Source organism: Pseudomonas marvdashtae (assembly GCF_014268655.2).
Taxonomy (GTDB): Bacteria; Pseudomonadota; Gammaproteobacteria; order Pseudomonadales; family Pseudomonadaceae; genus Aquipseudomonas; species Aquipseudomonas marvdashtae.
In genome coordinates this window covers 125,776-146,892 of the sequence record NZ_JABWQX020000002.1, presented here as the reverse complement: position 1 = coordinate 146,892, position 21,117 = coordinate 125,776, and the positions used below count along the sequence as shown (strand labels likewise).

Annotated in this window: 18 protein-coding genes; 14 read left to right on the top strand and 4 right to left on the bottom strand. The window is 60.5% G+C overall.

Going from position 1 to position 21,117, the window contains the following annotated elements; genetic code table 11:
* Positions 1-81: 81 nt before the first annotated feature.
* The 3 genes from HU742_RS20410 to HU742_RS20400 all read right to left on the bottom strand — a co-directional run bounded on the left by HU742_RS20410 (position 82) and on the right by HU742_RS20400 (position 2,253).
* Positions 82-453 carry a translation initiation factor Sui1 gene (locus HU742_RS20410; protein ID WP_186610816.1) on the bottom strand — a complete coding sequence of 124 codons (372 nt, stop codon included), beginning with the start codon at positions 451-453 and terminating at the stop codon, positions 82-84.
* A gap of 171 nt (positions 454-624) precedes the next feature.
* Positions 625-1,182, bottom strand: coding sequence for an NUDIX hydrolase (locus HU742_RS20405; RefSeq protein ID WP_186644292.1), 558 nt, complete (start codon positions 1,180-1,182; stop codon positions 625-627).
* Between the two features lie 3 nt (positions 1,183-1,185).
* On the bottom strand, positions 1,186-2,253 hold the full coding sequence (locus tag HU742_RS20400) for a DUF2333 family protein (protein ID WP_186638639.1): 1,068 nt from the start codon (positions 2,251-2,253) through the stop codon (positions 1,186-1,188).
* Between the two features lie 418 nt (positions 2,254-2,671).
* On the opposite strand from HU742_RS20400, the gene HU742_RS20395 reads away from it, so the two are divergent.
* The 13 genes from HU742_RS20395 to HU742_RS20335 all read left to right on the top strand — a co-directional run bounded on the left by HU742_RS20395 (position 2,672) and on the right by HU742_RS20335 (position 19,348).
* Complete coding sequence (locus tag HU742_RS20395) at positions 2,672-4,342, top strand: response regulator (protein ID WP_186638637.1); 1,671 nt, start codon at positions 2,672-2,674, stop codon at positions 4,340-4,342.
* Positions 4,343-4,394: 52 nt separating this feature from the next.
* Complete coding sequence (locus HU742_RS20390; RefSeq protein ID WP_186644294.1) at positions 4,395-6,341, top strand: methyl-accepting chemotaxis protein; 1,947 nt, start codon at positions 4,395-4,397, stop codon at positions 6,339-6,341.
* A 164-nt stretch (positions 6,342-6,505) separates the two neighbouring features.
* Positions 6,506-6,958: a type II 3-dehydroquinate dehydratase gene (aroQ, locus tag HU742_RS20385; protein WP_018605716.1), complete on the top strand. Its 453-nt coding sequence runs from the start codon at positions 6,506-6,508 to the stop codon at positions 6,956-6,958.
* A 48-nt stretch (positions 6,959-7,006) separates the two neighbouring features.
* Positions 7,007-7,468: an acetyl-CoA carboxylase biotin carboxyl carrier protein gene (accB, locus tag HU742_RS20380; protein WP_186638633.1), complete on the top strand. Its 462-nt coding sequence runs from the start codon at positions 7,007-7,009 to the stop codon at positions 7,466-7,468.
* Between the two features lie 17 nt (positions 7,469-7,485).
* Positions 7,486-8,841, top strand: coding sequence for an acetyl-CoA carboxylase biotin carboxylase subunit (accC, locus tag HU742_RS20375; protein ID WP_186638631.1), 1,356 nt, complete (start codon positions 7,486-7,488; stop codon positions 8,839-8,841).
* Positions 8,842-8,998: 157 nt separating this feature from the next.
* Complete coding sequence (prmA, locus tag HU742_RS20370; RefSeq protein WP_186644296.1) at positions 8,999-9,877, top strand: 50S ribosomal protein L11 methyltransferase; 879 nt, start codon at positions 8,999-9,001, stop codon at positions 9,875-9,877.
* 30 nt (positions 9,878-9,907) lie between these two features.
* Positions 9,908-11,131: a DUF3426 domain-containing protein gene (locus tag HU742_RS20365; RefSeq protein WP_186638627.1), complete on the top strand. Its 1,224-nt coding sequence runs from the start codon at positions 9,908-9,910 to the stop codon at positions 11,129-11,131.
* A 185-nt stretch (positions 11,132-11,316) separates the two neighbouring features.
* A complete protein-coding gene (gene dusB, locus HU742_RS20360) occupies positions 11,317-12,324 on the top strand; it encodes a tRNA dihydrouridine synthase DusB (RefSeq protein WP_186638620.1) in 1,008 nt (335 codons plus the stop codon).
* Positions 12,321-12,641: a DNA-binding transcriptional regulator Fis gene (gene fis / locus HU742_RS20355; RefSeq protein WP_186610807.1), complete on the top strand. Its 321-nt coding sequence runs from the start codon at positions 12,321-12,323 to the stop codon at positions 12,639-12,641. The genes dusB and fis overlap by 4 nt, the downstream gene beginning before the upstream one ends.
* A gap of 83 nt (positions 12,642-12,724) precedes the next feature.
* A complete protein-coding gene (purH, locus tag HU742_RS20350) occupies positions 12,725-14,332 on the top strand; it encodes a bifunctional phosphoribosylaminoimidazolecarboxamide formyltransferase/IMP cyclohydrolase (RefSeq protein ID WP_186638618.1) in 1,608 nt (535 codons plus the stop codon).
* A 188-nt stretch (positions 14,333-14,520) separates the two neighbouring features.
* Positions 14,521-15,816, top strand: a complete 1,296-nt coding sequence (gene purD, locus HU742_RS20345; protein WP_186644297.1) for a phosphoribosylamine--glycine ligase — start codon at positions 14,521-14,523, stop codon at positions 15,814-15,816.
* Between the two features lie 98 nt (positions 15,817-15,914).
* Positions 15,915-18,689, top strand: coding sequence for a hybrid sensor histidine kinase/response regulator (locus HU742_RS20340; RefSeq protein ID WP_186644298.1), 2,775 nt, complete (start codon positions 15,915-15,917; stop codon positions 18,687-18,689).
* Positions 18,690-18,751: 62 nt separating this feature from the next.
* The gene (locus HU742_RS20335; RefSeq protein ID WP_014336378.1) at positions 18,752-19,348 is read left to right on the top strand and encodes a MarC family protein; all 597 of its coding nucleotides are present in this window, start codon (positions 18,752-18,754) and stop codon (positions 19,346-19,348) included.
* Positions 19,349-19,364: 16 nt separating this feature from the next.
* Here the strand turns inward: HU742_RS20335 and HU742_RS20330 are convergent, their stop codons facing one another.
* Positions 19,365-20,189 (bottom strand): hypothetical protein, encoded by an 825-nt coding sequence (locus HU742_RS20330; protein WP_186644299.1) that lies wholly within the window; start codon positions 20,187-20,189, stop codon positions 19,365-19,367.
* A gap of 220 nt (positions 20,190-20,409) precedes the next feature.
* On the opposite strand from HU742_RS20330, the gene HU742_RS20325 reads away from it, so the two are divergent.
* On the top strand, positions 20,410-21,063 hold the full coding sequence (locus HU742_RS20325) for a hypothetical protein (protein WP_186644300.1): 654 nt from the start codon (positions 20,410-20,412) through the stop codon (positions 21,061-21,063).
* Positions 21,064-21,117: the final 54 nt, after the last annotated feature.

Below are 21,117 nucleotides of genomic sequence, written 5' to 3'. Positions count from 1 at the left end.
CCGAACAGGTTCTGTGAAAACCCTGCGGACGATCCCGAACCCGGAGTCCGGATCAAGCCGAGGTGGCTTTCACAGAAGCTGCTAGCCGCCGGATTTTTTTGCCTTGAAACCGTGTTTGGTGAGTTCCGCCAGCAGTAGCTCGACGTGATCGCCCTGGATTTCGATGATGCCGTCCTTCAACGCGCCACCGGTACCACAGCGTTTTTTCAACGTTGTCGCCAGCTCCTTGAGCGCGTCTTCGGCCAGCGGCACGCCGGTGATCGTGGTCACCGTCTTGCCACCGCGGCCTTTGCTTTCGCGGCGCACGCGAGCGATACCGTCCCCGGCGGGAATGGCGGTCTGTTTGCAGATGCAGGCATCCACCGGCTGGCGGCAATCTGGGCAATGACGACCGGCGTCGGTAGAAAATACCAGGCCACCCAGGGCGGCGAAGGATGCGGCTTTTTTGGCCACCGGCAATCCTCTTCGGAGGACAATGACTGGTCGAGGAGCGAAAGCGCCCCGACCGCGAAGCCCCACTCAGGCAGGGGCAGCGCAACTGGACCGAGCGATGTCGGCCAAGCTTGAAAAGTCGCGCAGTGTAACGGCAAAAAGCCGACTTGCTAAGGGCCAATCGGCGCCAATTTACAGCTTCTTTGCGACACCCTGTCCGCGGGCTTTCAAATAGCGCCCGAGCGCCGCCAGAGAGTCCGGACAATAAGGCTTGTAGCGGATTTCATCCAGGACCTGCTCGACCGGCAGGAAACGCGCTTCCAGCACTTCCTCCGGTTGCAGGATCAACGGACCGTCCCACACCGCGGAGAATGCCGCACACCACAGGCGACTGCCGGTGTCCTCGAAATAGAAATGGTCGTGGGCGATCAGCTCGACGCCGCTTACTCCCAATTCTTCGGCCAGCTCGCGGGCCGCCGACTCGGCGTAGGTCTCGTGCGCCTGCACCATGCCCCCTGCCGCAACGTCCCAGAAACCCGGGTAGATCGCCTTGCTCAAGGTTCTTCGGTGGACATACAACTCGCCGGCCGAGTTGAACAGCATGATGTAGGTGCCGCGCCCGATCAGGCCGCGCTCGCGCAGCTGCGAGCGCACCAGGCTGCCAAGCAGGTTGTCGTGTTCGTCGACCCAAGCGATCTGCTCGGCATCCGAGGCCACTCGGTGAGCAACCTCACGGGCGCTTTCGTCCATTGATCAGCCCTGGTTCAGTAACTGCCGCAAGTCGATCACCGCCGCATTGGCGCGGGAAATATAGTTGGCCATGACCAGCGAGTGGTTCGCCAATACACCGAAGCCGCTGCCGTTGAGGATCATTGGGCTCCAGACCGGTTCCTGCGAAGCCTCCAGTTCGCGAATGATCTGCCGCACGCTGACCGTGGCGTTCTTCTTCGCCAGCACATCGGCGAAGTCCACTTCGATGGCGCGCAACAGATGCGACAACGCCCAAGCCTGACCGCGGGCTTCATAGAACACGTTATCGATTTGCATCCACGGCGTCTCGACCACCTCTTCGTCCACCTGCGGCACCTGACCCGGCGCCGGGACTTCGGTCTTCAACGAAGTGTTGAGCTTGACCCGGCCGACACTGGCGGACAGGCGCTGGGACAACGACCCCAGGCGAGTGCCGACATCACCCAGCCAGTTGTTGAGGTTGTCGGCGCGAGCATAGAACAGTGCGCTTTTTTGCGCCGGATCGGACAGGCGCGCCTGATAGCGGCTCAGCGAATTGATGCCTTCCTGATATTCCGACTCGCTGGAGGGCAGCACCCAACTACGGTTGTCGAAGTTGAACCGCGGCTCAGCCTTGGCGAGATCGGCGTCTTCGGCAGACTGCGACTGGGAACGGGCGAAGTCCTTACGCAACGCGCGGCTAAGGTCGCGTACCTGTACCAGCACGCCATATTCCCAGCTCGGCATGTTGTCCATCCACAGGCCCGGCGGGAAGCGATCATTGGAAATGTAACCGCCCTGCTTGGTCAACAAAGTGCCGGCCACGGTCTTGAGGGTTTCAACGGTGGTGTAGCCGACCACCATTTGCCTGCCGTCCTTCTCGGCCGCCGCCTGGGCGTTCTGCTGCACGGGGAACAACGCTGGTTCCTGGCTCCAATACCAGCCAACCGCAATGGTCACCAGCAGATAAAGCCCGATGAGCGTGGCCAGTGCCCGGCTGAAAAACACCCCGCCCAGGTAACTGCGGGTGTCCGATTTCGGCTCGGCGGCGCGTTCAGGCGCGCTGCCCGCGCGGTTCTTCCAGTCCAGCATGACGATGTCCCTTCAATCACTTGAGTTCACGGTTCGACCACAACCTTACATCAACGTGCCTCAGCCGGCATCCGTCGTTGGGCTTATCGGAGATTTACTGTCGCGAAGCCGAAAGCCTTGTAAGGGATTCCCTTAACCTTGCAAGCCATCAACCCAAGGCAAACAGCATCGTTAAAGACCTGAGCCCGTACTGGATCGCGCTACGGAGTACCGCGCAGATATTCCTTGAAGAAGCGCTGAACCCCTTGTTTCCCGGGCCTTTCCTCTACCTCGAACGGCGCATTCCAGACTGTTCGGTCAGAAACTGAATGACCCCTCTTGGCAGATTATTGACGTACGACACTCATGTAAGGGAAAAGAGGTGCTAGCATAGAGCCACCAGTCGACCTCAGCATGCCCCCTAACTAGTAGTCAGGATATGACCGAGTCAGAAGACCCCAGCCGTGAGCGCCTCAAGCACCACTTTGCCCAGCGGGTAATTCACCAGGCTCGCCAGATCCTTGAGATATGGCAGCGCCTGCAACGCAGCGAGTGGTCGAGCACCGACCTCTCTGAGCTCAGCGAAGCCAATCTGCGCCTGCTGCGCTTTGCCGAGCGCTTTGAACAGCCTGAGCATTATCAGCTTGCCCAAGATATCAGCCAGTCGCTGCAAGCGGTGGATGCCAATCGCGGCCGCCTGAGCAGCCAGTTGATTACTGAAATCAATCGCTTGATGCAACGCCTGTCCCGCACCGGCCTGCGCCACGGCGACCAGCTCGAGCAAACGTTCCTGCCGCCGCTGCGCAAGCCCGTCTATGTGGCGCTGCAAGACCACGACCGCGCCGAGCGACTGGCCAGGCAGTTGGAGTTCTTCGGCCTCAGTGCCCAGGCGCTGGACAGCGTCGCAACGTTCAAGGCCTCGATGATCGAGCGCCTGCCTGCGGCCATTGTCATGGATGTGGATTTCAACGGCCCTGGTGTGGGCCTGAAGCTCGCAGCCCAAGCCCAGGAAGGACTCGACCAAGCCATTCCGCTGTTATTTTTCAGCTTGCTCGAAACAGATACGCCAACTCGCTTGGCGGCGGTGCGCGCCGGTGGCCAGGAGTTTCTCACCGGCACGCTCGAAGCCTCGAGTCTGCTGGAGAAGATCGAAGTGCTGACCTGTGTCGCCCAATACGACCCCTATAAAGTGCTGATCATCGACGACTCGCGGGCCCAGGCCCTGCACACCGAGCGCCTGCTCAACAGCGCCGGGATCGTCACCCGGACCTTGATCGAGCCGATCCAGGCCATGGCCGAACTGGCGGATTTCCAGCCCGACCTGATCATCCTCGACATGTACATGCCCGCCTGCACCGGCACGGAGTTGGCCAAGGTGATCCGCCACAACGACCGCTACGTCAGCGTGCCGATCATTTACTTGTCCGCCGAAGACGACCTGGACAAACAGCTCGACGCCATGAGCGAAGGCGGCGACGACTTCCTGACCAAACCGATCAAGCCCCGGCACCTGATCACCACCGTGCGCAACCGCGCGGCCCGGGCCCGCAATCTCAAGGCGCGAATGGTGCGCGACAGCCTCACCGGCCTCTACAACCACACCCACATCCTGCAATTGCTCGAAGACTGCAGTTTCCGCGCGCGCCGGGAAGGCAAGCCACTGAGCTTTGCGATGTTGGACATCGACCACTTCAAACGGGTCAACGACAGCCATGGCCATCCCATGGGTGACAGGGTGATCAAGAGCCTGGCGCTGTTTCTCAAGCAACGACTGCGCAAGACGGACTTCATCGGACGGTACGGCGGTGAAGAGTTCGCGATCGTCATGCCCGACACCGACATCGACGCCGCCTACAAGGTGCTGGATGAAATCCGTCAGCGTTTTGCCGAAATCCATTACCCGGCCCAACCTCAAGACCTGTGGTGCACCTTCAGCGCCGGCGTGGTCGAAATGAGCGACGAATCCGACAGCCTGGTGATGGCAAGCCAGGCGGACGAAGCGCTGTACCGCGCCAAGCACGCTGGGCGCAACAGGGTCCAAAGCGCGCGGCAATCAAAGCAAAGTGCCACTTTTTCATCGGAATCAACCGATTCGGTCATAAACGTGTAACGTAAACGCAATAACTTCAGGCACTTACGATTCTGCCCCCGGTAGACCCTTGATGCGCCTGAAGCTGCTGACCAATCTCAATACCCTTCTTTTAGTTGCCGTGTGCCTTGGCCTCGGCGCCACGCTTTGGTGGTCGCAAATCGCCTTGGAGCGTCCTTATCTGCTGATGGAACGCTACTTGGGCCTGTCACGACAGTTCCAAGGCGAGGTGGCGCGCAACATCGAGGACTATCTGGCCAGCGGCGACACCTTGCGCCTCAGCGCAGCCACCCAAGCTTTGGAAACCCTGCAAAAAGAACTCGATCAATTCCCACCGGAACTGGCCAAGACGTTGCGCCCGAGCCTGTCGAACCTCGATGGCTTCAGCAGGACCGACTTGCTGGCCGCCGGCAAACTGGCCGGGGATCCCCAGGCGTTGCTGCTGCAGGCCGAACGTGAGCTGAGCGCCAACCTCGATCAACTCGCCCAATACGCCAACGGCGCACCGACTTATCTGCCGCCGTTGTTCGCCGCATCGCAGCACTTGGGCCGCCTGTCGCTCACACGGGACAAACTCGTCAGCAGCGGCCGCAGCGAACTGGCCGCCGACGTCGAACGCGAACTGGCCAGTATCCGTGTCCAGGCCCAACAGCTCGATAACCTGGCATTGCTCGGCGTCGCCGCCAGCAACGAATCCGGCAGCGATGACTTCGCCGCGTTGATGGGCTTGCAAACCCAGGAAGAAACCGTCGCCGAAGATGCCGGCATCGCGCTCAAGCGTGAACTCAACAGCCTGCTCGGCCGCTATCCAGCGGAACTGGCGCGCACCCGCGAGCTGATCCAGAAACGCACCGAGCTGGGCAATGCCACCCTCCTGAAGACCGCTGACGTGCAAAAGGCAATCGACGCCATGGAGCCGGCGGTGCGCGCCCAGCATGGACAGATCCAGGGCGAAGTACGGTTGATCCAGGGCGTGATGATCGGGTTGATCCTCTTGATCGCCCTGCTGATCGATACCCTGCAACGACACCTGGCCCGCACCCTGACCCGCCTGGCGCCAGCCCTGTCGACATGGGCCGAAGGCGACTTCAGCAATGATGTCCACGTCGGCGCGAGTAACCGCGAGCTGCGCGATATCGAAGCGTCCCTCAATCGCTTGCGCGCGTATCTGGTGGATCTGGTGGGCACCATTCGCCTGAACGCCGAGCAAGTGGCGGATAGCAGCCGGACCCTGGCGGAGTTGAGCGGCGAACTGCACAGCGGCGCCCAATACCAGGCCGGCGACACGGCATTGATCCGCGATTCCCTCAGCGAACTCGAGGCGACCATCCAGCAGGTGGCCGGCGATGCCAGCCAGGCCGCAGCTGCCAGCCGCAGTGCCGGAGACGCGGTGGAACATGGCCAGAAAGTCATTGGCCTGAGCCTCGCCGGCCTTCACGCGCTGGTCGGAGAAGTACAAGGCAACGCGCAAATGATCGAACAACTGGCCGAGGAGTCGGCGACCATTGGCGGCGTACTGACCGTCATCCGCTCGATTGCCGACCAGACCAACCTGCTGGCCCTCAACGCGGCCATCGAAGCCGCCCGCGCCGGAGAAATGGGTCGAGGCTTTGCGGTGGTGGCCGAAGAAGTCCGTTCCCTGGCCCAACGCACGGCGGGCGCAACCGCCGAGATCCAGGCACTGATCGCGCGCCTGCAACTGGCCGCGCGTCAATCGGTGGATGGCATGCGTGCCCAGGTCGAACACGCCGAAGCCACCGCCAGCCAGGCACAAGCAGCCGACGGTGCACTGGATGAGATCGTCGGCGCCATCCAGACCATCGCCGATACGGCCGTGCGCATCGCCGACGTCACTGCCCAGCAAAGCGGCGCCGTCAGCGAGATCCGCGATCATAGCGAGCGCATACATCAACTGGGCGGGGATAACCTGATGCGCATCGGCCAGGGGCGGGAACAGGGCGACAACCTGCTGCTGCTCGGTGGGCGGCTGCACACTGCGGTGCAAGCATTCAGGGTTTGACCCTGCGCATCCATTGCAAGTGACCGGATCCTAGGACATGGTCACATATTTCGCGCAAACATCGCTCATCGTGCTGGCTATTGCTGAGAACTGGACAGTCATAAAGGCTTTGCGGCATAGTCGCCGGGTTCTGACACCTGCTCACAGATAACAAGGAACAGCAGATGGCGACCCTTTTGGTCCTGCATGGACCCAACCTGAACCTGCTTGGCACCCGTGAACCGGGCGTCTATGGCGCCGTGACACTGGCCCAGATCAACCAGGACCTGGAACAGCGGGCCCGCAATGCCGGCCATCATTTGCTGTATCTGCAAAGCAACGCCGAATACGAATTGATCGACCGCATCCATGCCGCGCGCGGCGAAGGCGTGGACTTCATTTTGATCAATCCTGCAGCTTTTACACATACAAGCGTCGCATTACGTGACGCGCTGCTGGCAGTGAGCATCCCATTCATCGAAGTGCATTTGTCCAACGTGCACAAACGCGAACCTTTCCGCCATCACTCCTACTTCTCCGATGTAGCGGTGGGAGTGATCTGCGGCCTTGGCGCCAGCGGTTACCGACTGGCCCTGGAGGCCGCCCTAGAGCAGCTTGAAAAACAGGCAACAGCTTGAAAAACAAGCGTTAAACGCCCCTGACCGACCCTTGGGAGTTGATGATTCATGGATATCCGTAAAGTTAAGAAACTGATCGAATTGCTGGAAGAGTCCGGCATCGACGAGCTCGAGATCAAGGAAGGCGAAGAGTCCGTACGCATCAGCCGCCACAGCAAGACCCCGGCCCAGCAGTTCTATGCACCGGCACCGATGCAGGCTCCTGCCGCCGCACCTGCTCCAGCAGCAGCCCCGGTTGCGGCAGCACCAGCCACCCCGACAGCCCCCGTGCTCAACGGCACTGTCGCTCGTTCGCCAATGGTGGGCACGTTCTATCGCAAGTCTTCGCCATCCTCGCCGTCCTTCGTTGAAGTTGGCCAGACCGTGAAGAAAGGCGACACCCTGTGCATCGTCGAAGCCATGAAGATGATGAACCACATCGAAGCTGAAACCAGCGGTGTGATCGAGTCCATCCTCGTCGAAGACGGCCAGCCGGTTGAGTACGACCAACCGCTGTTCACCATCGTTTGAACCGCGGAGAGCCTTTGATGACTGCGAAGTTGGAAAAAGTCCTGATCGCTAACCGCGGTGAGATCGCTCTGCGGATTCTGCGTGCCTGCAAAGAGATGGGCATCAAGACCGTCGCCGTTTACTCCAAGGCCGACAAAGAACTGATGCACCTGGGCCTGGCGGATGAATCCGTCTGCATCGGTCCAGCGTCGGCTGCGCACTCCTACCTGCACATCCCGGCGATCATCGCCGCTGCCGAAGTGACCGGCGCCACCGCCATTCACCCAGGCTACGGTTTCCTGGCGGAAAATGCCGACTTCGCCGAGCAGGTGGAAAACTCCGGTTTTGCCTTCATTGGCCCGAAAGCCGACACCATTCGCCTGATGGGCGACAAGGTTTCGGCCAAGCACGCCATGATCGCCGCCGGCGTACCGACCGTTCCGGGCTCCGACGGCCCGCTGCCTGAAGACGAAGAAACCGCTTTGCGCATCGGTCGCGAAGTCGGTTATCCGGTGATCATCAAGGCCGCTGGCGGCGGCGGTGGTCGCGGCATGCGCGTGGTGCACAAGGAAGAAGACCTGATTTCCTCGGCGAAACTGACCCGCTCCGAAGCAGGCGCGGCGTTCGGCAACCCGATGGTCTACCTGGAAAAATTCCTGACCAACCCACGTCACGTCGAAGTCCAGGTGCTGTCCGACGGCCAGGGCCAGGCGATCCATCTGGGCGACCGCGATTGCTCGCTGCAACGTCGTCACCAGAAGGTCCTCGAAGAAGCGCCGGCACCGGGCATCGACGAGCAGGCTCGTGAAGAAGTCCTGGCACGCTGCGTCAAGGCGTGCATCGACATCGGCTACCGTGGTGCCGGCACTTTCGAGTTCCTGTACGAGAACGGCAGTTTCTACTTCATCGAAATGAACACCCGCGTCCAGGTCGAGCACCCGGTCTCGGAAATGGTCACCGGTATCGACATCGTCAAGGAGATGCTCAGCATCGCCGCCGGCAACAAGCTGTCGTTCACCCAGGATGACGTAGTGATTCGCGGCCATTCGCTGGAATGCCGGATCAACGCCGAAGACCCGAAAACCTTCATGCCAAGCCCAGGCACGGTCAAGCATTTCCACGCTCCAGGCGGCAACGGCGTTCGCGTCGATTCGCACCTGTACAGCGGTTATGCCGTTCCACCGAACTACGACTCGCTGATTGGCAAGCTGATCACCTACGGGGCAACCCGTGAAGAAGCCATGGCGCGCATGCGCAATGCGCTGGACGAAATCGTGGTAGACGGGATCAAGACCAACATCCCGCTGCACCGCGACCTGGTCCGCGACGAAGGTTTCTGCAAAGGCGGCGTCAACATCCATTACCTGGAACACAAGCTGGGCAACCAGCACTGATGTTTCGCGTGATGTAAAAAGACCCCGGTCCATTGGCCGGGGTCTTTGTTTTTGAGCGCGCCAGGACGCTTATCCACTTTGACGGCGACCTGGCGTACACTGCGCGCCTTTGCAGCCCAGTGCTGCCCCCCTGTAGATTTTTTCAAAGGTGCCCGCCATGCCTTGGCTGCAAGTACGCCTGGCCATCAGCCCGGAACAAGCCGAAACCTACGAAGACGCGTTTCTTGAAGTAGGCGCAGTATCGGTAACCTTCATGGACGCCGAAGACCAGCCGATCTTCGAGCCGGAGCTCAATACCACCCCGCTGTGGTCCCACACCCATTTGCTGGCCCTGTTCGAAGGCGGCACTGAGGCGGCCAGCGTGCTGGCCCATCTCGAGTTGCTGACCGGCAGTCCGCTGCCTGAGCATCACAGCGAAGTGATCGAGGACCAGGACTGGGAGCGCAGCTGGATGGACAACTTCCAGCCGATGCGCTTTGGCCAGCGCCTGTGGATCGTCCCGAGCTGGCATGCCGCGCCGGAACCGGATGCTGTGAACCTGCTGCTGGACCCGGGCCTGGCGTTCGGCACCGGCACTCACCCGACGACCGCGCTGTGCCTGGAGTGGCTCGACGGCCAGGACCTGAAGGGCTGCAACGTACTCGACTTCGGCTGTGGCTCGGGGATCCTGGCGATTGCCGCGCTCCTGCTGGGCGCCCGGGAAGCGGTCGGCACCGACATCGATGTCCAGGCCCTGGAAGCCTCCCGCGACAACGCCGGGCGCAACGACATTGCCGAAGCGCTGTTCCCGCTGTACTTGCCGCAGGACTTGCCACAGGTCCAGGCCGACGTACTGGTGGCCAATATCCTCGCCGGTCCGCTGGTATCCCTGGCGCCGCAACTGTCGAGCCTGGTCAAGCCGGGCGGACGCCTGGCGCTGTCGGGCGTCCTTGCCGAACAGGGCGAGGAAGTCGCCGCCGCTTATGCCGCGGACTTTGACTTGGACCCGATCGCCAATCGCGATGGCTGGGTGCGCATCAGCGGACGTCGGCGCTAGAATGGCCGCCTGTATCAACCGGATTGCCGCATGACCGACAGCTTCGTCACTCAATGCCCGCATTGCCACACCAGTTTCCGCGTCAGCCATGGTCAATTGAGCGTGGCACGCGGAGTGGTTCGTTGCGGCTCGTGTCTGCAAGTGTTCAATGCCGCCCGGCAATTGCTGGAGCAACGCGCTGTCAAGGACGTCGCCGCGCCGCCGGTTTCGCCCGCCAAGCCTGCCGTCGAAGCCCCGCGCGCCATCAGCCAGAAACAATGGACGGCCGCCGAGCTGGACCTTGATGACCTGGATAAGGAACTGGCTCGCCTGGAACGGCGTGACAAGCGAGCGCCAGACACCTTTGGCCGGCGTCGTGAAGACAACCTGAGTGCCCAGCGCGAACATCTTTCGAGCGAGCAGGAACCCTGGTCCGACAGCCTCTACAGCGAGTCCCCCGCCGAACGCGCCGAAGCCGCCATCCAGCCGCCCCTCGAGCCGTTCGAGCCCCATGAACCCGCGCGACCGCCGCGGACCGAACCATCCTTGTCGCTGGCGCTCGAGCCGCTGGAACCGGACGACGAACCTGTCGCCCCGCTGAGCCTCACGCTGGACGACGAACCCCACGAGCACCTCGAACGCCTGTCCGCCACTGACGATCTCGACGACGAACCCGAGCAACCGGTGCCGCTGCGCAAGTCACGGGAACGCCAGGAACCGGGGATACGCGCCGAAGCCCTCCACGACCTGGACGACGACCCGCTGCAATTGGACTGGCGCAAGCGCCGCACGCCCTGGGGCCGTCGCCTGCTCTGGGGGCTGTTGATACTGCTTGCCGCCGCAGCCTTGGGCGGTCAGTACATCGCGTACCATTTCGAAGAACTGGCTCGCCAGGACCAATACCGCCCCTGGTTCTTGCAAGCCTGTCCGGCGATTGGCTGCGACGTGCCGTCCAAGGTCGATATTGCCAAGATCAAAAGCAGCAACCTGGTGGTGCGAAGCCATCCGGAATTCAGCGGCGCCCTGGTGGTGGACGCGATCATCTACAACCGCGCGCCCTTCTCCCAGCCCTTCCCACTGCTGGAGCTGCGTTTTGCCGACCTCAATGGTCACCTGATCGCCAGCCGTCGCTTCAAGCCAGGCGAGTACCTGGGCGGCGACCTCGAAGGCCGGGGGGAAATGCCTCCGCAGACGCCGATCCATATTGCGTTGGATATCCTGGACCCGGGCCCCAAAGCAGTGAACTACAGCCTGAGCTTTCATTCGCCCGAATGAAGCCCGCCAGGGCCGGCCGATTGACGACAGCTTTCTGACTCACCTGACCCAGACCAAACCGCTGGCGATAACAAAATAGCTGTTCAGATTTTATCCAATTCGACCTTTATCCAGTCATCGAGAGCGGGTATCATGCCAACCCTTTTTCGAAGTCTCATGATCCGGCCCCACTTCAGGGAAGTCCTATGTCGGCGGTACGCATCGGCCCATATACATTGCAGAACGGTCTGGTTCTCGCCCCCATGGCGGGCGTCACCGACCAGCCCTTTCGTCAGTTGTGCAAACGATTGGGTGCGGGCCTTGTGGTCTCGGAAATGGTGACCAGCGACATGAGCTTGTGGAACACCCGCAAATCGCGGCTGCGCATGATCCACGAAGGCGATCCCGAGCCCCGCTCGGTACAGATTGCCGGTGGCGACGCACAGATGCTGGCGGAGGCGGCCCGGGCCAACGTCGAACTGGGGGCACAGATCATCGACATCAACATGGGCTGTCCGGCGAAGAAGGTTTGCAACAAGGCTGCTGGCTCGGCGCTGTTGAAAGATGAAGCGCTGGTCACCGAGATCCTGCAGGCGGTTGTCGCCGCGGTCGATGTGCCGGTGACCCTGAAGATCCGCACCGGGTGGGACCGGGAGAACAAGAACGGCCTGACGGTGGCGAAGATCGCCGAGCAGGCAGGTATCACGGCGCTGGCGGTCCATGGCCGCACCCGTGCCGACCTGTACACCGGCGAAGCCGAGTACGACACGATTGCCGCGATCAAGCAGGCGGTGTCCATCCCGGTCTTTGCCAACGGCGACGTCGACTCGCCCGAGAAGGCCCGGTACGTGCTGGACGCGACCGGCGCCGATGGCCTGTTGATTGGCCGGGCCGCCCAGGGGCGGCCATGGATTTTTCGTGAAATCGAACACTACCTGCGCACCGGCGAAAAACTCGCTGCGCCGATGTTGTCCGAGGTGGAACGTATTCTGCTAGAGCATCTGGCCGCGCTGCATGCCTTCTATGGAGAAGTCATGGGCGTACGCATCGCTCGCAAGCATGTGGGCTGGTATCTCGCAACCCTGCCGGGCGCCAGGGAGTTTCGCGCCCGTTTCAATCGTTTGGATGGTACGCAAGCACAATGCGCCGACGTTCAGGCGTTTTTCGCCGAACGTTACAAGAGCCTGACAGGGGACGAAGGGGTGGCCGCATGACGATGATGACCGAGACTTTAGTGAGTGGAATAGCACCCGTGAGCGACAACGTGAATTTGAAACAGCACCTCAACACGCCCAGCGAAGAAGGCCAGACCCTTCGCGGGAGCGTCGAGAAGGCGCTGCACAATTATTTCGCCCACCTTGAGGGCGCTGCCGTCACGGATGTGTACAACCTGGTGCTTTCCGAAGTCGAGGCGCCGCTGCTCGAAAGCGTAATGAACTACGTCAAGGGCAACCAGACCAAGGCCAGTGAGCTGCTGGGCCTTAACCGCGGCACCCTGCGCAAGAAACTCAAGCAGTACGATCTGCTGTAAGCATTCAATCAAACCAGAAAGGCGCCCGCGTAAAAAACGGTCGCCTTTTTTGCTGACTTCCCTTGCTTTTGATGGAACTTGAAATGACCGACCAGACTACCCGCCTGCCGATCCGCCGCGCCTTGATCAGCGTCTCCGACAAGACCGGGATCCTTGAATTCGCCCGCGAGCTGCAACAGTTGGGCGTAGAGATCCTCTCTACCGGCGGGACCTTCAAGTTGCTGCAGGACAACGGCGTCGCGGCAGTGGAAGTCGCGGACTACACCGGTTTCGCGGAAATGATGGACGGTCGCGTCAAGACCCTGCACCCGAAAATCCATGGCGGGATCCTCGGTCGTCGCGGCATCGATGACGCCATCATGAACGAGCACGGTATCAAGCCGATCGACCTGGTAGCGGTCAACCTCTACCCGTTCGAAGCCACCATCAACAAGCCCGGCTGCGACCTGCCGACCGCCATCGAGAACATCGACATCGGCGGCCCGACCATGGTCCGCTCGGCGGCCAAGAATCATAAAGACGTGGCCATCGTGGTCAACGCCAGCGACTACGCCAGTGTGCTGGAGAGTCTCAAGGCCGGCGGCCTGACCTACGCCCAGCGTTTCGACCTGATGCTCAAGGCCTTCGAACATACCGCCGCCTACGACGGCATGATCGCCAACTATATGGGCACCGTGAACCAGGCCGCCGAAACCCTGAGCACCGAAGGCCGCAGCGAATTTCCGCGAACCTTCAATACCCAATTCATCAAGGCCCAGGAAATGCGCTACGGCGAGAACCCGCACCAGAGCGCGGCGTTCTACGTGGAAGCCAAGCCTGCCGAAGTCGGCATCGCCACGGCCACCCAGTTGCAAGGCAAGGAACTGTCGTTCAACAACGTGGCTGACACCGATGCCGCGCTGGAATGCGTCAAGAGCTTCGTCAAGCCAGCCTGCGTGATCGTCAAGCACGCCAACCCGTGCGGCGTCGCGGTCAGCCCGGACGCCGAGGGCGGCATCCGCCAGGCCTACGAACTGGCCTACGCCACCGACACCGAGTCGGCGTTCGGCGGGATTATCGCCTTCAACCGTGAACTGGACGCCGAGACCGCCAAGGCCATCGTCGAGCGTCAGTTCGTCGAAGTGATCATCGCCCCTTCGGTCAGCGAAGAGGCCCGCGCCATTGTTGCCGCCAAAGCCAACGTGCGCCTGCTGGCCTGCGGCCAATGGTCGACTGACCGTGCGCCAGCCTGGGATTACAAGCGCGTCAATGGCGGCTTGCTGGTCCAGGGCCGCGACATCGGCATGATCGGCAGCGAAGACTTGAAAGTGGTGACCCAGCGCGCCCCGAGCGAACAGGAAATCAATGATCTGATCTTTGCCTGGAAAGTCGCCAAGTACGTTAAGTCGAACGCCATCGTCTACGCCAAGAACCGCCAGACCATCGGCGTCGGCGCCGGCCAGATGAGCCGCGTGAACTCGGCCCGCATCGCCGCGATCAAGGCTGAACACGCCGGCTTGCAGGTACAAGGCGCGGTCATGGCCTCCGATGCGTTCTTCCCGTTCCGCGACGGTATCGACAATGCGGCCAAGGTCGGCATTACCGCGGTGATCCAGCCGGGCGGTTCGATGCGTGATGCAGAAGTGATTGCTGCTGCTGATGAAGCCGGCATCGCCATGGTGTTCACCGGCATGCGCCACTTCCGTCACTAACAAGACAACGGCCGCACTGAAGCCGGCATCTGCTGCGTTGGAGCCGACCTCGATGATGCTCATTGCCAAAAGGCAACTCCGCTCATCGAGGTCGACTCCGCCTTGCATCTACCGACTTCATTGCGACCTCCTACGGCGCAAAGCGCCCTAGGTTCCGAACAGAATCAGCGTCATCCGAGGTTTTTGAAATGAATGTTTTGATCATTGGCAGCGGTGGCCGTGAACACGCCCTGGCCTGGAAAGTGGCACAGGATCCCCGCGTGCAGAAGGTTTTCGTGGCGCCAGGCAATGCCGGCACCGCCATCGAAGCCAAGTGCGAAAACGTTGCCATCGACGTACTGGCCCTGGAACAACTGGCCGACTTCGCCGAGAAGAACGTTTCGCTGACCATCGTCGGCCCGGAAGTACCGCTGGTCGCCGGCGTAGTCGATCTGTTCCGCTCCCGCGGCCTGGACTGCTTCGGCCCAACTGCCGGCGCCGCGCAGCTGGAAGGTTCCAAGGCCTTCACCAAGGACTTCCTGGCACGCCACAAGATCCCGACCGCCGACTACCAGAACTTCACCGAAATCGAACCAGCGCTGGCGTACCTGCGTGAAAAAGGCGCACCGATCGTGATCAAGGCCGATGGCCTGGCCGCAGGCAAAGGCGTGATCGTTGCCATGACCCTGGCCGAGGCCGAAGACGCGGTGCGCGACATGCTCGCCGGCAATGCCTTCGGTGACGCCGGTTCACGCGTCGTGATCGAAGAGTTCCTCGACGGCGAGGAGGCCAGTTTCATTGTCATGGTCGACGGCAAGAATGTCTTGCCAATGGCCACCAGCCAGGACCATAAACGTGTCGGCGACGGCGACAGCGGTCCGAACACCGGCGGCATGGGCGCCTACTCTCCCGCTCCGGTGGTCACCGCCGACGTACATCAGCGCGTAATGGACCTGGTGATCTGGCCAACCGTGCGCGGCATGGCCGAGGAAGCCAATGTCTATACCGGTTTCCTCTATGCAGGCCTGATGATCGACAAGGCTGGTAACCCAAAAGTCATCGAATTCAACTGCCGTTTCGGCGATCCTGAGACCCAGCCGGTCATGCTGCGCCTGCAATCGAGCCTGGTGTTGCTGGTGGAAGCCGCCTTGGCCCAGGCGCTGGACAAAGTAGAAGCCCAGTGGGATCCGCGTCCGAGTGTTGGCGTTGTACTGGCAGCCGGTGGCTACCCCGGCGACTACGCCAAGGGCAGCGTTATCAACGGCCTGGAAGGCGCGGCCCAGTTGGAAGGCAAGGTGTTCCACGCTGGCACGGCATTGAAGGACGACCAAGTGGTTACCGCCGGTGGTCGCGTATTGTGCGCCACGGCAATGGGTGCCAGTGTCGACGCCGCACAGCAGCAAGCCTACAAGCTTGCCGCGCAAATTGATTGGGAAGGCTGTTTCTACCGCAAGGACATTGGCTACCGTGCCATTGCCCGCGAGCGTGGCGAAAACCTGGAATAACCCGGCCATTCAGCCAGGCAAGGGCTCATGCCCCTTGCCTGGCTGACCGGGCGCCGCGCATAGTTATCATCTGGCATCAACTACGAAGGGATTTCGCCGTGCGCTGGCTCAGGATTGCCATAGGCTTGACCGTTACCCTGCTGACGCTGCTCTGCGTGCTCCCGGCCCTGGCCGCGCCCGGCAGTGGCTGGGCGATATTGCTCGACGAACAGGGCGATCTGAAACTGAGCGACATCCGCTCAGCCCGCTATACCAATCAATTCAGCCCCATTGACCTGGACCACCTCAAGGCAGCCGAGCCGGGTGGAGCCCTGTGGCTGCGCTTCCGACTGGCCCCCGACAAGCATGAGCAGATACTGCGCATTTTCGCGCCTGACCTGTTGCGCCTGAATCTCTACGTACTGGACGGCGATGCCCTGGTTGATCAACAGATCAACGGCAATGCGCTGCCAAGCTTCGAACAACCCGTGCCCAGCAGCGATTTCATACTGGCACTGCCTCGCAGCGATAAAACCCTCGACGTCTACCTGAGGCTGGCATCCCGTTACGAACTGCGCCCCTACGTCACCCTGCAACCGGCCGTCATGGCGGCAGCCGACCAGAATCAGACGTTGATCTATGGGCTGCTATTCGGCTGCATCGCCATGCTGATCCTGCACAACCTCACCCGCTACGCCTACACCCGGTCACGTAGTTGCCTGTGGTTGGCGGCCTGTGAAGGACTGCTGATGCTCAGCCTGGTCCTGCTGCTGAACCTGGCCGGCGCCTGGCTGCCAAACTGGCCGGCGATCCAGACGCCAGGTGCTTACTTGGCCCTGCTGCTGACAGCACCCTGTGGCTTGATGTTCGCCTATCGCTACTTCGCGCCGCTGGGATCGCATCCGCTGAACCGGCTGTTGCTGGGCGAAATTGTCTTCATCATGCTGTGCAGCCTGTTGCTGCTGTTCGTCAACACGCTGCCGCTCAATATCATGACCTACGCACTGGTGGCCTTGGCCGGTCTGAGCATGCTGTTCGTCAGCGCCTGGCATTGGCAGAAGGGCTATCGCCCGGCACGGCTGTTTGTCGCCGCCATGGTGGTGTTCAACCTGGGTACGCTGATCATTCTCCCGGCGCTGCAAGGATTGACGGAAGTCGCCCCCCAGGGACTGATCGTCACGCTGCTGGTAATCATCTGCATCAGCGGCCTGCTGATGAGCGTCGCGTTAGGCGAGCGACAGCGATCGATAAACGAAAGTCGCTTCAGTATCAGCCGCGACCTGGCGGCAAGTAACGCCGAGATCAACGCCAAGGCTGAATTCCTGGCCAAGATCAGCCATGAGATCCGCACTCCGATGAACGGCGTGCTGGGCATGACGGAACTGCTGCTAGGCACGCCGCTATCGGTCAAGCAGCGCGATTACGTACAGACAATCCATAGCGCCGGCAATGAACTGCTCACCCTGATCAACGAAATCCTCGACATTTCCCGTCTCGAGTCGGGTCAGATCGAATTGGACGATGTGCAGTTTGACCTCAACGCACTGATCGAGGACTGCCTGAGTATCTTCCGCGCCAAAGCCGAACAGCAAAATGTCGAGCTGATCAGTTTCATCCAGCCCCAGGTACCGCGGGTGATCAGCGGCGATCCGACACGGCTGCGCCAGGCGCTGCTGAGCCTGCTGGAAAATGCCTTGAAGAAAACCGATGAAGGCGAGGTATTGATCGTCGTCGCCCTCGACGAGCGCAGCGATAAGCCACGCCTGCGCATCGCAGTGCAGGACAGCGGATCGCCCATGGACGCCGAAGAGCGCGACATGCTGATGCACGCCGAACTGCACAGCAAGAATGTCCTCTCGGCCACGCGGCTGGGTGGCAACCTGGGCCTGGTCATCGCGCGCCAGTTGATCATGCTGATGCATGGCGAATTCGGCATCAAGAGCGGCAGCAACCAGGGCAGTACCTTATGGCTGACCTTGCCGCTGGACCCGGATCGCCTTGAGCACCCGACCTCCGACCTCGACGGCCCGCTGCAAGGGGCACGTGTGTTGGTCGTCGATGACAACGATACCTGCCGCAAGGTGCTGGTCCAGCAATGCAGCGCCTGGGGCCTGAATGTCAGCGCGGTTCCCTCGGGAAAGGAAGCCCTGGCGCTGCTGCGTACCAAGGCTCACCTGCGAGATTATTTCGACGTGGTGTTGCTGGACCAGAACATGCCTGGCATGACTGGCATGCAACTGGCTGCCAAGATCAAGGAAGACCCGAGCCTGAACCACGACATCCTGCTGATCATGCTGACCGGCATCAGCAACGCCCCGAGCAAGGTTGTGGCGCGCAACAGCGGGGTCAAGCGCATCCTTGCCAAACCGGTGGCCGGCTATACACTCAAGACCACCCTGGCGGACGAACTGAACCAGCGCAACAAAGGCCAGGCGCCGAACATCCCGGTCAACGCCGGCCCTCCCGTTACGGTAAAGGTACCCAGCGACTTCCGCATCCTGGTGGCCGAAGACAACAGTATTTCCACCAAAGTCATCCGCGGCATGCTCGGCAAGCTCAACCTGCAACCCGACACTGCCAGCAATGGCGAAGAAGCGCTCAAGGCCATGAAGGAGCACCGCTACGACCTGGTCCTGATGGATTGCGAGATGCCGATCCTCGACGGTTTTTCCGCCACCCAGCAACTGCGGGCCTGGGAAATGGGAAACCAACGGACACGTACCCCCGTGGTAGCGCTCACCGCTCACATCCTGGCCGAACACAAGGAGCGCGCCCGCCAAGCCGGAATGGACGGACACATGGCCAAGCCGGTGGAGCTGTCGCAGCTGCGCGAACTGATCGAACACTGGGTGGCCCAGCGCGACCAGCAGAACCACACGGCGCAAACGTCCTGAGCCGACAGACGCCGAAGCGCCTGATAGACTCCCGTCGTCTTCCTTCGTACTGAGCCTTGACCATGCTCCATGTGCTGTTCAGCGTTTACCTGAAAATGTTGGTGCTCTACAGCCCCTTCTTCGTACTGTCGTGTTTTATCGGCTTGACTCGAGGCTACTCGCGCAAGGAACAGCGTCGCCTGGCCTGGAAGGTCGCGACCGCGACGCTGGTCTCGAGCGTATTGCTGTACTTGTTTGGCAGGGTGATTTTCAGCGTGTTCGGCATCACCGTGGACGCGTTCCGCATTGGCGCCGGCAGCGTGTTGTTTATTTCGGCGCTGGGCATGGCCCAGGGCAAGTCGGCGGTTCAGACCGACAATGTCCAGCAGGACGTGACCATCGTCCCGCTGACCATCCCCTTGACCGTCGGCCCTGGCACCATCGGTGCCCTGCTGGTGATGGGCGTGAGCCAGCCGCACTGGGACGACAAACTCATGGCCATCATCAGTATCGCCTTGGCGAGTTTCACCGTGGGCGTGGTGCTTTATCTGTCCAGCCGCATCGAGCGGATTCTGGGCGACCAGGGCTTGCAGATTGTCAGCCGGTTGATGGGGCTGTTTGTCTGCGCCCTGGCGGCGCAGATCATCTTTACGGGAGTGAGAGGCTATCTGGTGCCATAAGCTCGGCCGTGGTGATTCAGGCCCGTTTGCGACGGCTGAAGCGGTTGCTCAGAACCTCCCGGCGATGCTCGCCCAGATATTCTTCAATCAGCTGCCTGAAGTGCTCGTAACTCGCAGGATTAAAGGTCACGTACGACTTGCCACGGAAAATCTCCCGCGCCGAAGCACGCCAGTTCACGAAAAGAACACCTCCGTTACTTGAAGTGCCGGTCTGTCTGATCGAACTGGAGGAGGCGATCAGGATACCGTTGGACAATTGCTCGCAAGGGATGACAGACAACCGTGCGCCATCGGCCGACTGGGCTTGGGTGCCGAACAGATTGAGGGCTCCCTCGTCCTGTTTCAAACCGTCGATCGTGGTGCTGACCACCGTGCCCAGCACCGACGCCGCTGGAACGCTCGCTTTCACGCCGTCGATGATCCCTTTGACGATATCCTTGATCACCAAGTCCATGTCCACCTGCAGGGAGCTCTCGGTATAACGCGAGTAACCATCATCCGAGATGAAACATCCGAGGTCTTGCAAGCATTTGATGAATTCCATGTACCACGCATGGGTGTTTTTGCCGCCTGGTACAAGATCGTTGGCCTCCATGATCGACATGGTCATGATGTTCTCCATGATCGCCATGTTATTGAGCGACATGTTATTGCCGTAGCCTACCAGTGCATCACCTAGCATCAGCGCGTCCATTTCCTTCGTTGGATTGTCCTGCACCGACTGCATGACCGACCTGCGCACACGCCGGCTGGCAGAAACCCCGGCCTTGCGCCTGTCGATACGCGCAGCGATCAACTCAACACTGTGTTCGGTACTCAGCTCACTTTCAAAACGTTCCATAACACTTCCTTAGTTAAATTTAAACGACCGCTCCTGCGGCCAAGCAACAATCTAAATTGTCGAATCCGATACAACAAACAAAACTAGATACAGCATATGTAGCAGCCCCACGCCCACAGCGCGACCCAAATACTTGGAAACCAATAAATCGCCCAACTTTCTTGAAGATCGCTACCGTTACTGTATTGATGCAGACTCAACTAATAACGGAACTATCTTTATGGACAACCCACCCTTAAGCGGACTGGTAACAGGCCTGAATATGTTTTCATACATAGGAGAATTTTTACCCCAAGAGCACGATGACATAGCCATCTCCAACCACCTTGCAACTCTATCCGCCGACATCGAACATGATCGTTACAGCGATCAGAAAAACTGGTTTGAATACTATATCTACACCATGAGATACATGGGGTGGTCGCTGTATCAGGACTCAACCTTTACCAGTACACGACATGTCGTTGCGAATTCGGTAGCGGACTTCCTGGTGGAAAGCGCCGACGCCATGAAGGATTTTCGACAGGCCAATGCGATGATCGATACGTTGGATGCAATGAAATCCAATAACCCGGCCATGCTCTCGTTCGATTCAGAAAGCCGACAAGGTGAGTCATTCCAGATTGTCCCGGCGCGCTACGACTCGGATGGCAACCTCCATATCGCCTTTTACAAGCTTGAGCTGAGGGTAAGCAAAAGAAAAAGCAGTTTTTTATTCTGGAGTCTGGAAGAACACTCCGCAACGATCATCCAGCACAAGGCATACATGAGGCTTGACCGAAACGAAATGGATCGAGTCAGAGCTTATCTTAAACAGAAGTCGAGTGGAAAACTCATGAAGCGCTTTGACTTGCGAAAAAACCGCCCAATCTGACGCGCAAATAAAAGGGTCGCAGCTGCAACCCTTTTATTTCTTCCGGCGCGCAGG

Coding starts and splice junctions, on each gene's coding strand:
- HU742_RS20405 (WP_186644292.1), bottom strand. CDS start 1,182: ATGGACGAAAGCGCCCGTGAGGTTGCTCACCGAGTGGCCTCGGATGCC.
- HU742_RS20400 (WP_186638639.1), bottom strand. CDS start 2,253: ATGCTGGACTGGAAGAACCGCGCGGGCAGCGCGCCTGAACGCGCCGCC.
- HU742_RS20395 (WP_186638637.1), top strand. CDS start 2,672: ATGACCGAGTCAGAAGACCCCAGCCGTGAGCGCCTCAAGCACCACTTT.
- HU742_RS20390 (WP_186644294.1), top strand. CDS start 4,395: ATGCGCCTGAAGCTGCTGACCAATCTCAATACCCTTCTTTTAGTTGCC.
- aroQ (WP_018605716.1), top strand. CDS start 6,506: ATGGCGACCCTTTTGGTCCTGCATGGACCCAACCTGAACCTGCTTGGC.
- accB (WP_186638633.1), top strand. CDS start 7,007: ATGGATATCCGTAAAGTTAAGAAACTGATCGAATTGCTGGAAGAGTCC.
- accC (WP_186638631.1), top strand. CDS start 7,486: ATGACTGCGAAGTTGGAAAAAGTCCTGATCGCTAACCGCGGTGAGATC.
- prmA (WP_186644296.1), top strand. CDS start 8,999: ATGCCTTGGCTGCAAGTACGCCTGGCCATCAGCCCGGAACAAGCCGAA.
- HU742_RS20365 (WP_186638627.1), top strand. CDS start 9,908: ATGACCGACAGCTTCGTCACTCAATGCCCGCATTGCCACACCAGTTTC.
- dusB (WP_186638620.1), top strand. CDS start 11,317: ATGTCGGCGGTACGCATCGGCCCATATACATTGCAGAACGGTCTGGTT.
- fis (WP_186610807.1), top strand. CDS start 12,321: ATGACGATGATGACCGAGACTTTAGTGAGTGGAATAGCACCCGTGAGC.
- purH (WP_186638618.1), top strand. CDS start 12,725: ATGACCGACCAGACTACCCGCCTGCCGATCCGCCGCGCCTTGATCAGC.
- purD (WP_186644297.1), top strand. CDS start 14,521: ATGAATGTTTTGATCATTGGCAGCGGTGGCCGTGAACACGCCCTGGCC.
- HU742_RS20335 (WP_014336378.1), top strand. CDS start 18,752: ATGCTCCATGTGCTGTTCAGCGTTTACCTGAAAATGTTGGTGCTCTAC.
- HU742_RS20330 (WP_186644299.1), bottom strand. CDS start 20,189: ATGGAACGTTTTGAAAGTGAGCTGAGTACCGAACACAGTGTTGAGTTG.
- HU742_RS20325 (WP_186644300.1), top strand. CDS start 20,410: ATGGACAACCCACCCTTAAGCGGACTGGTAACAGGCCTGAATATGTTT.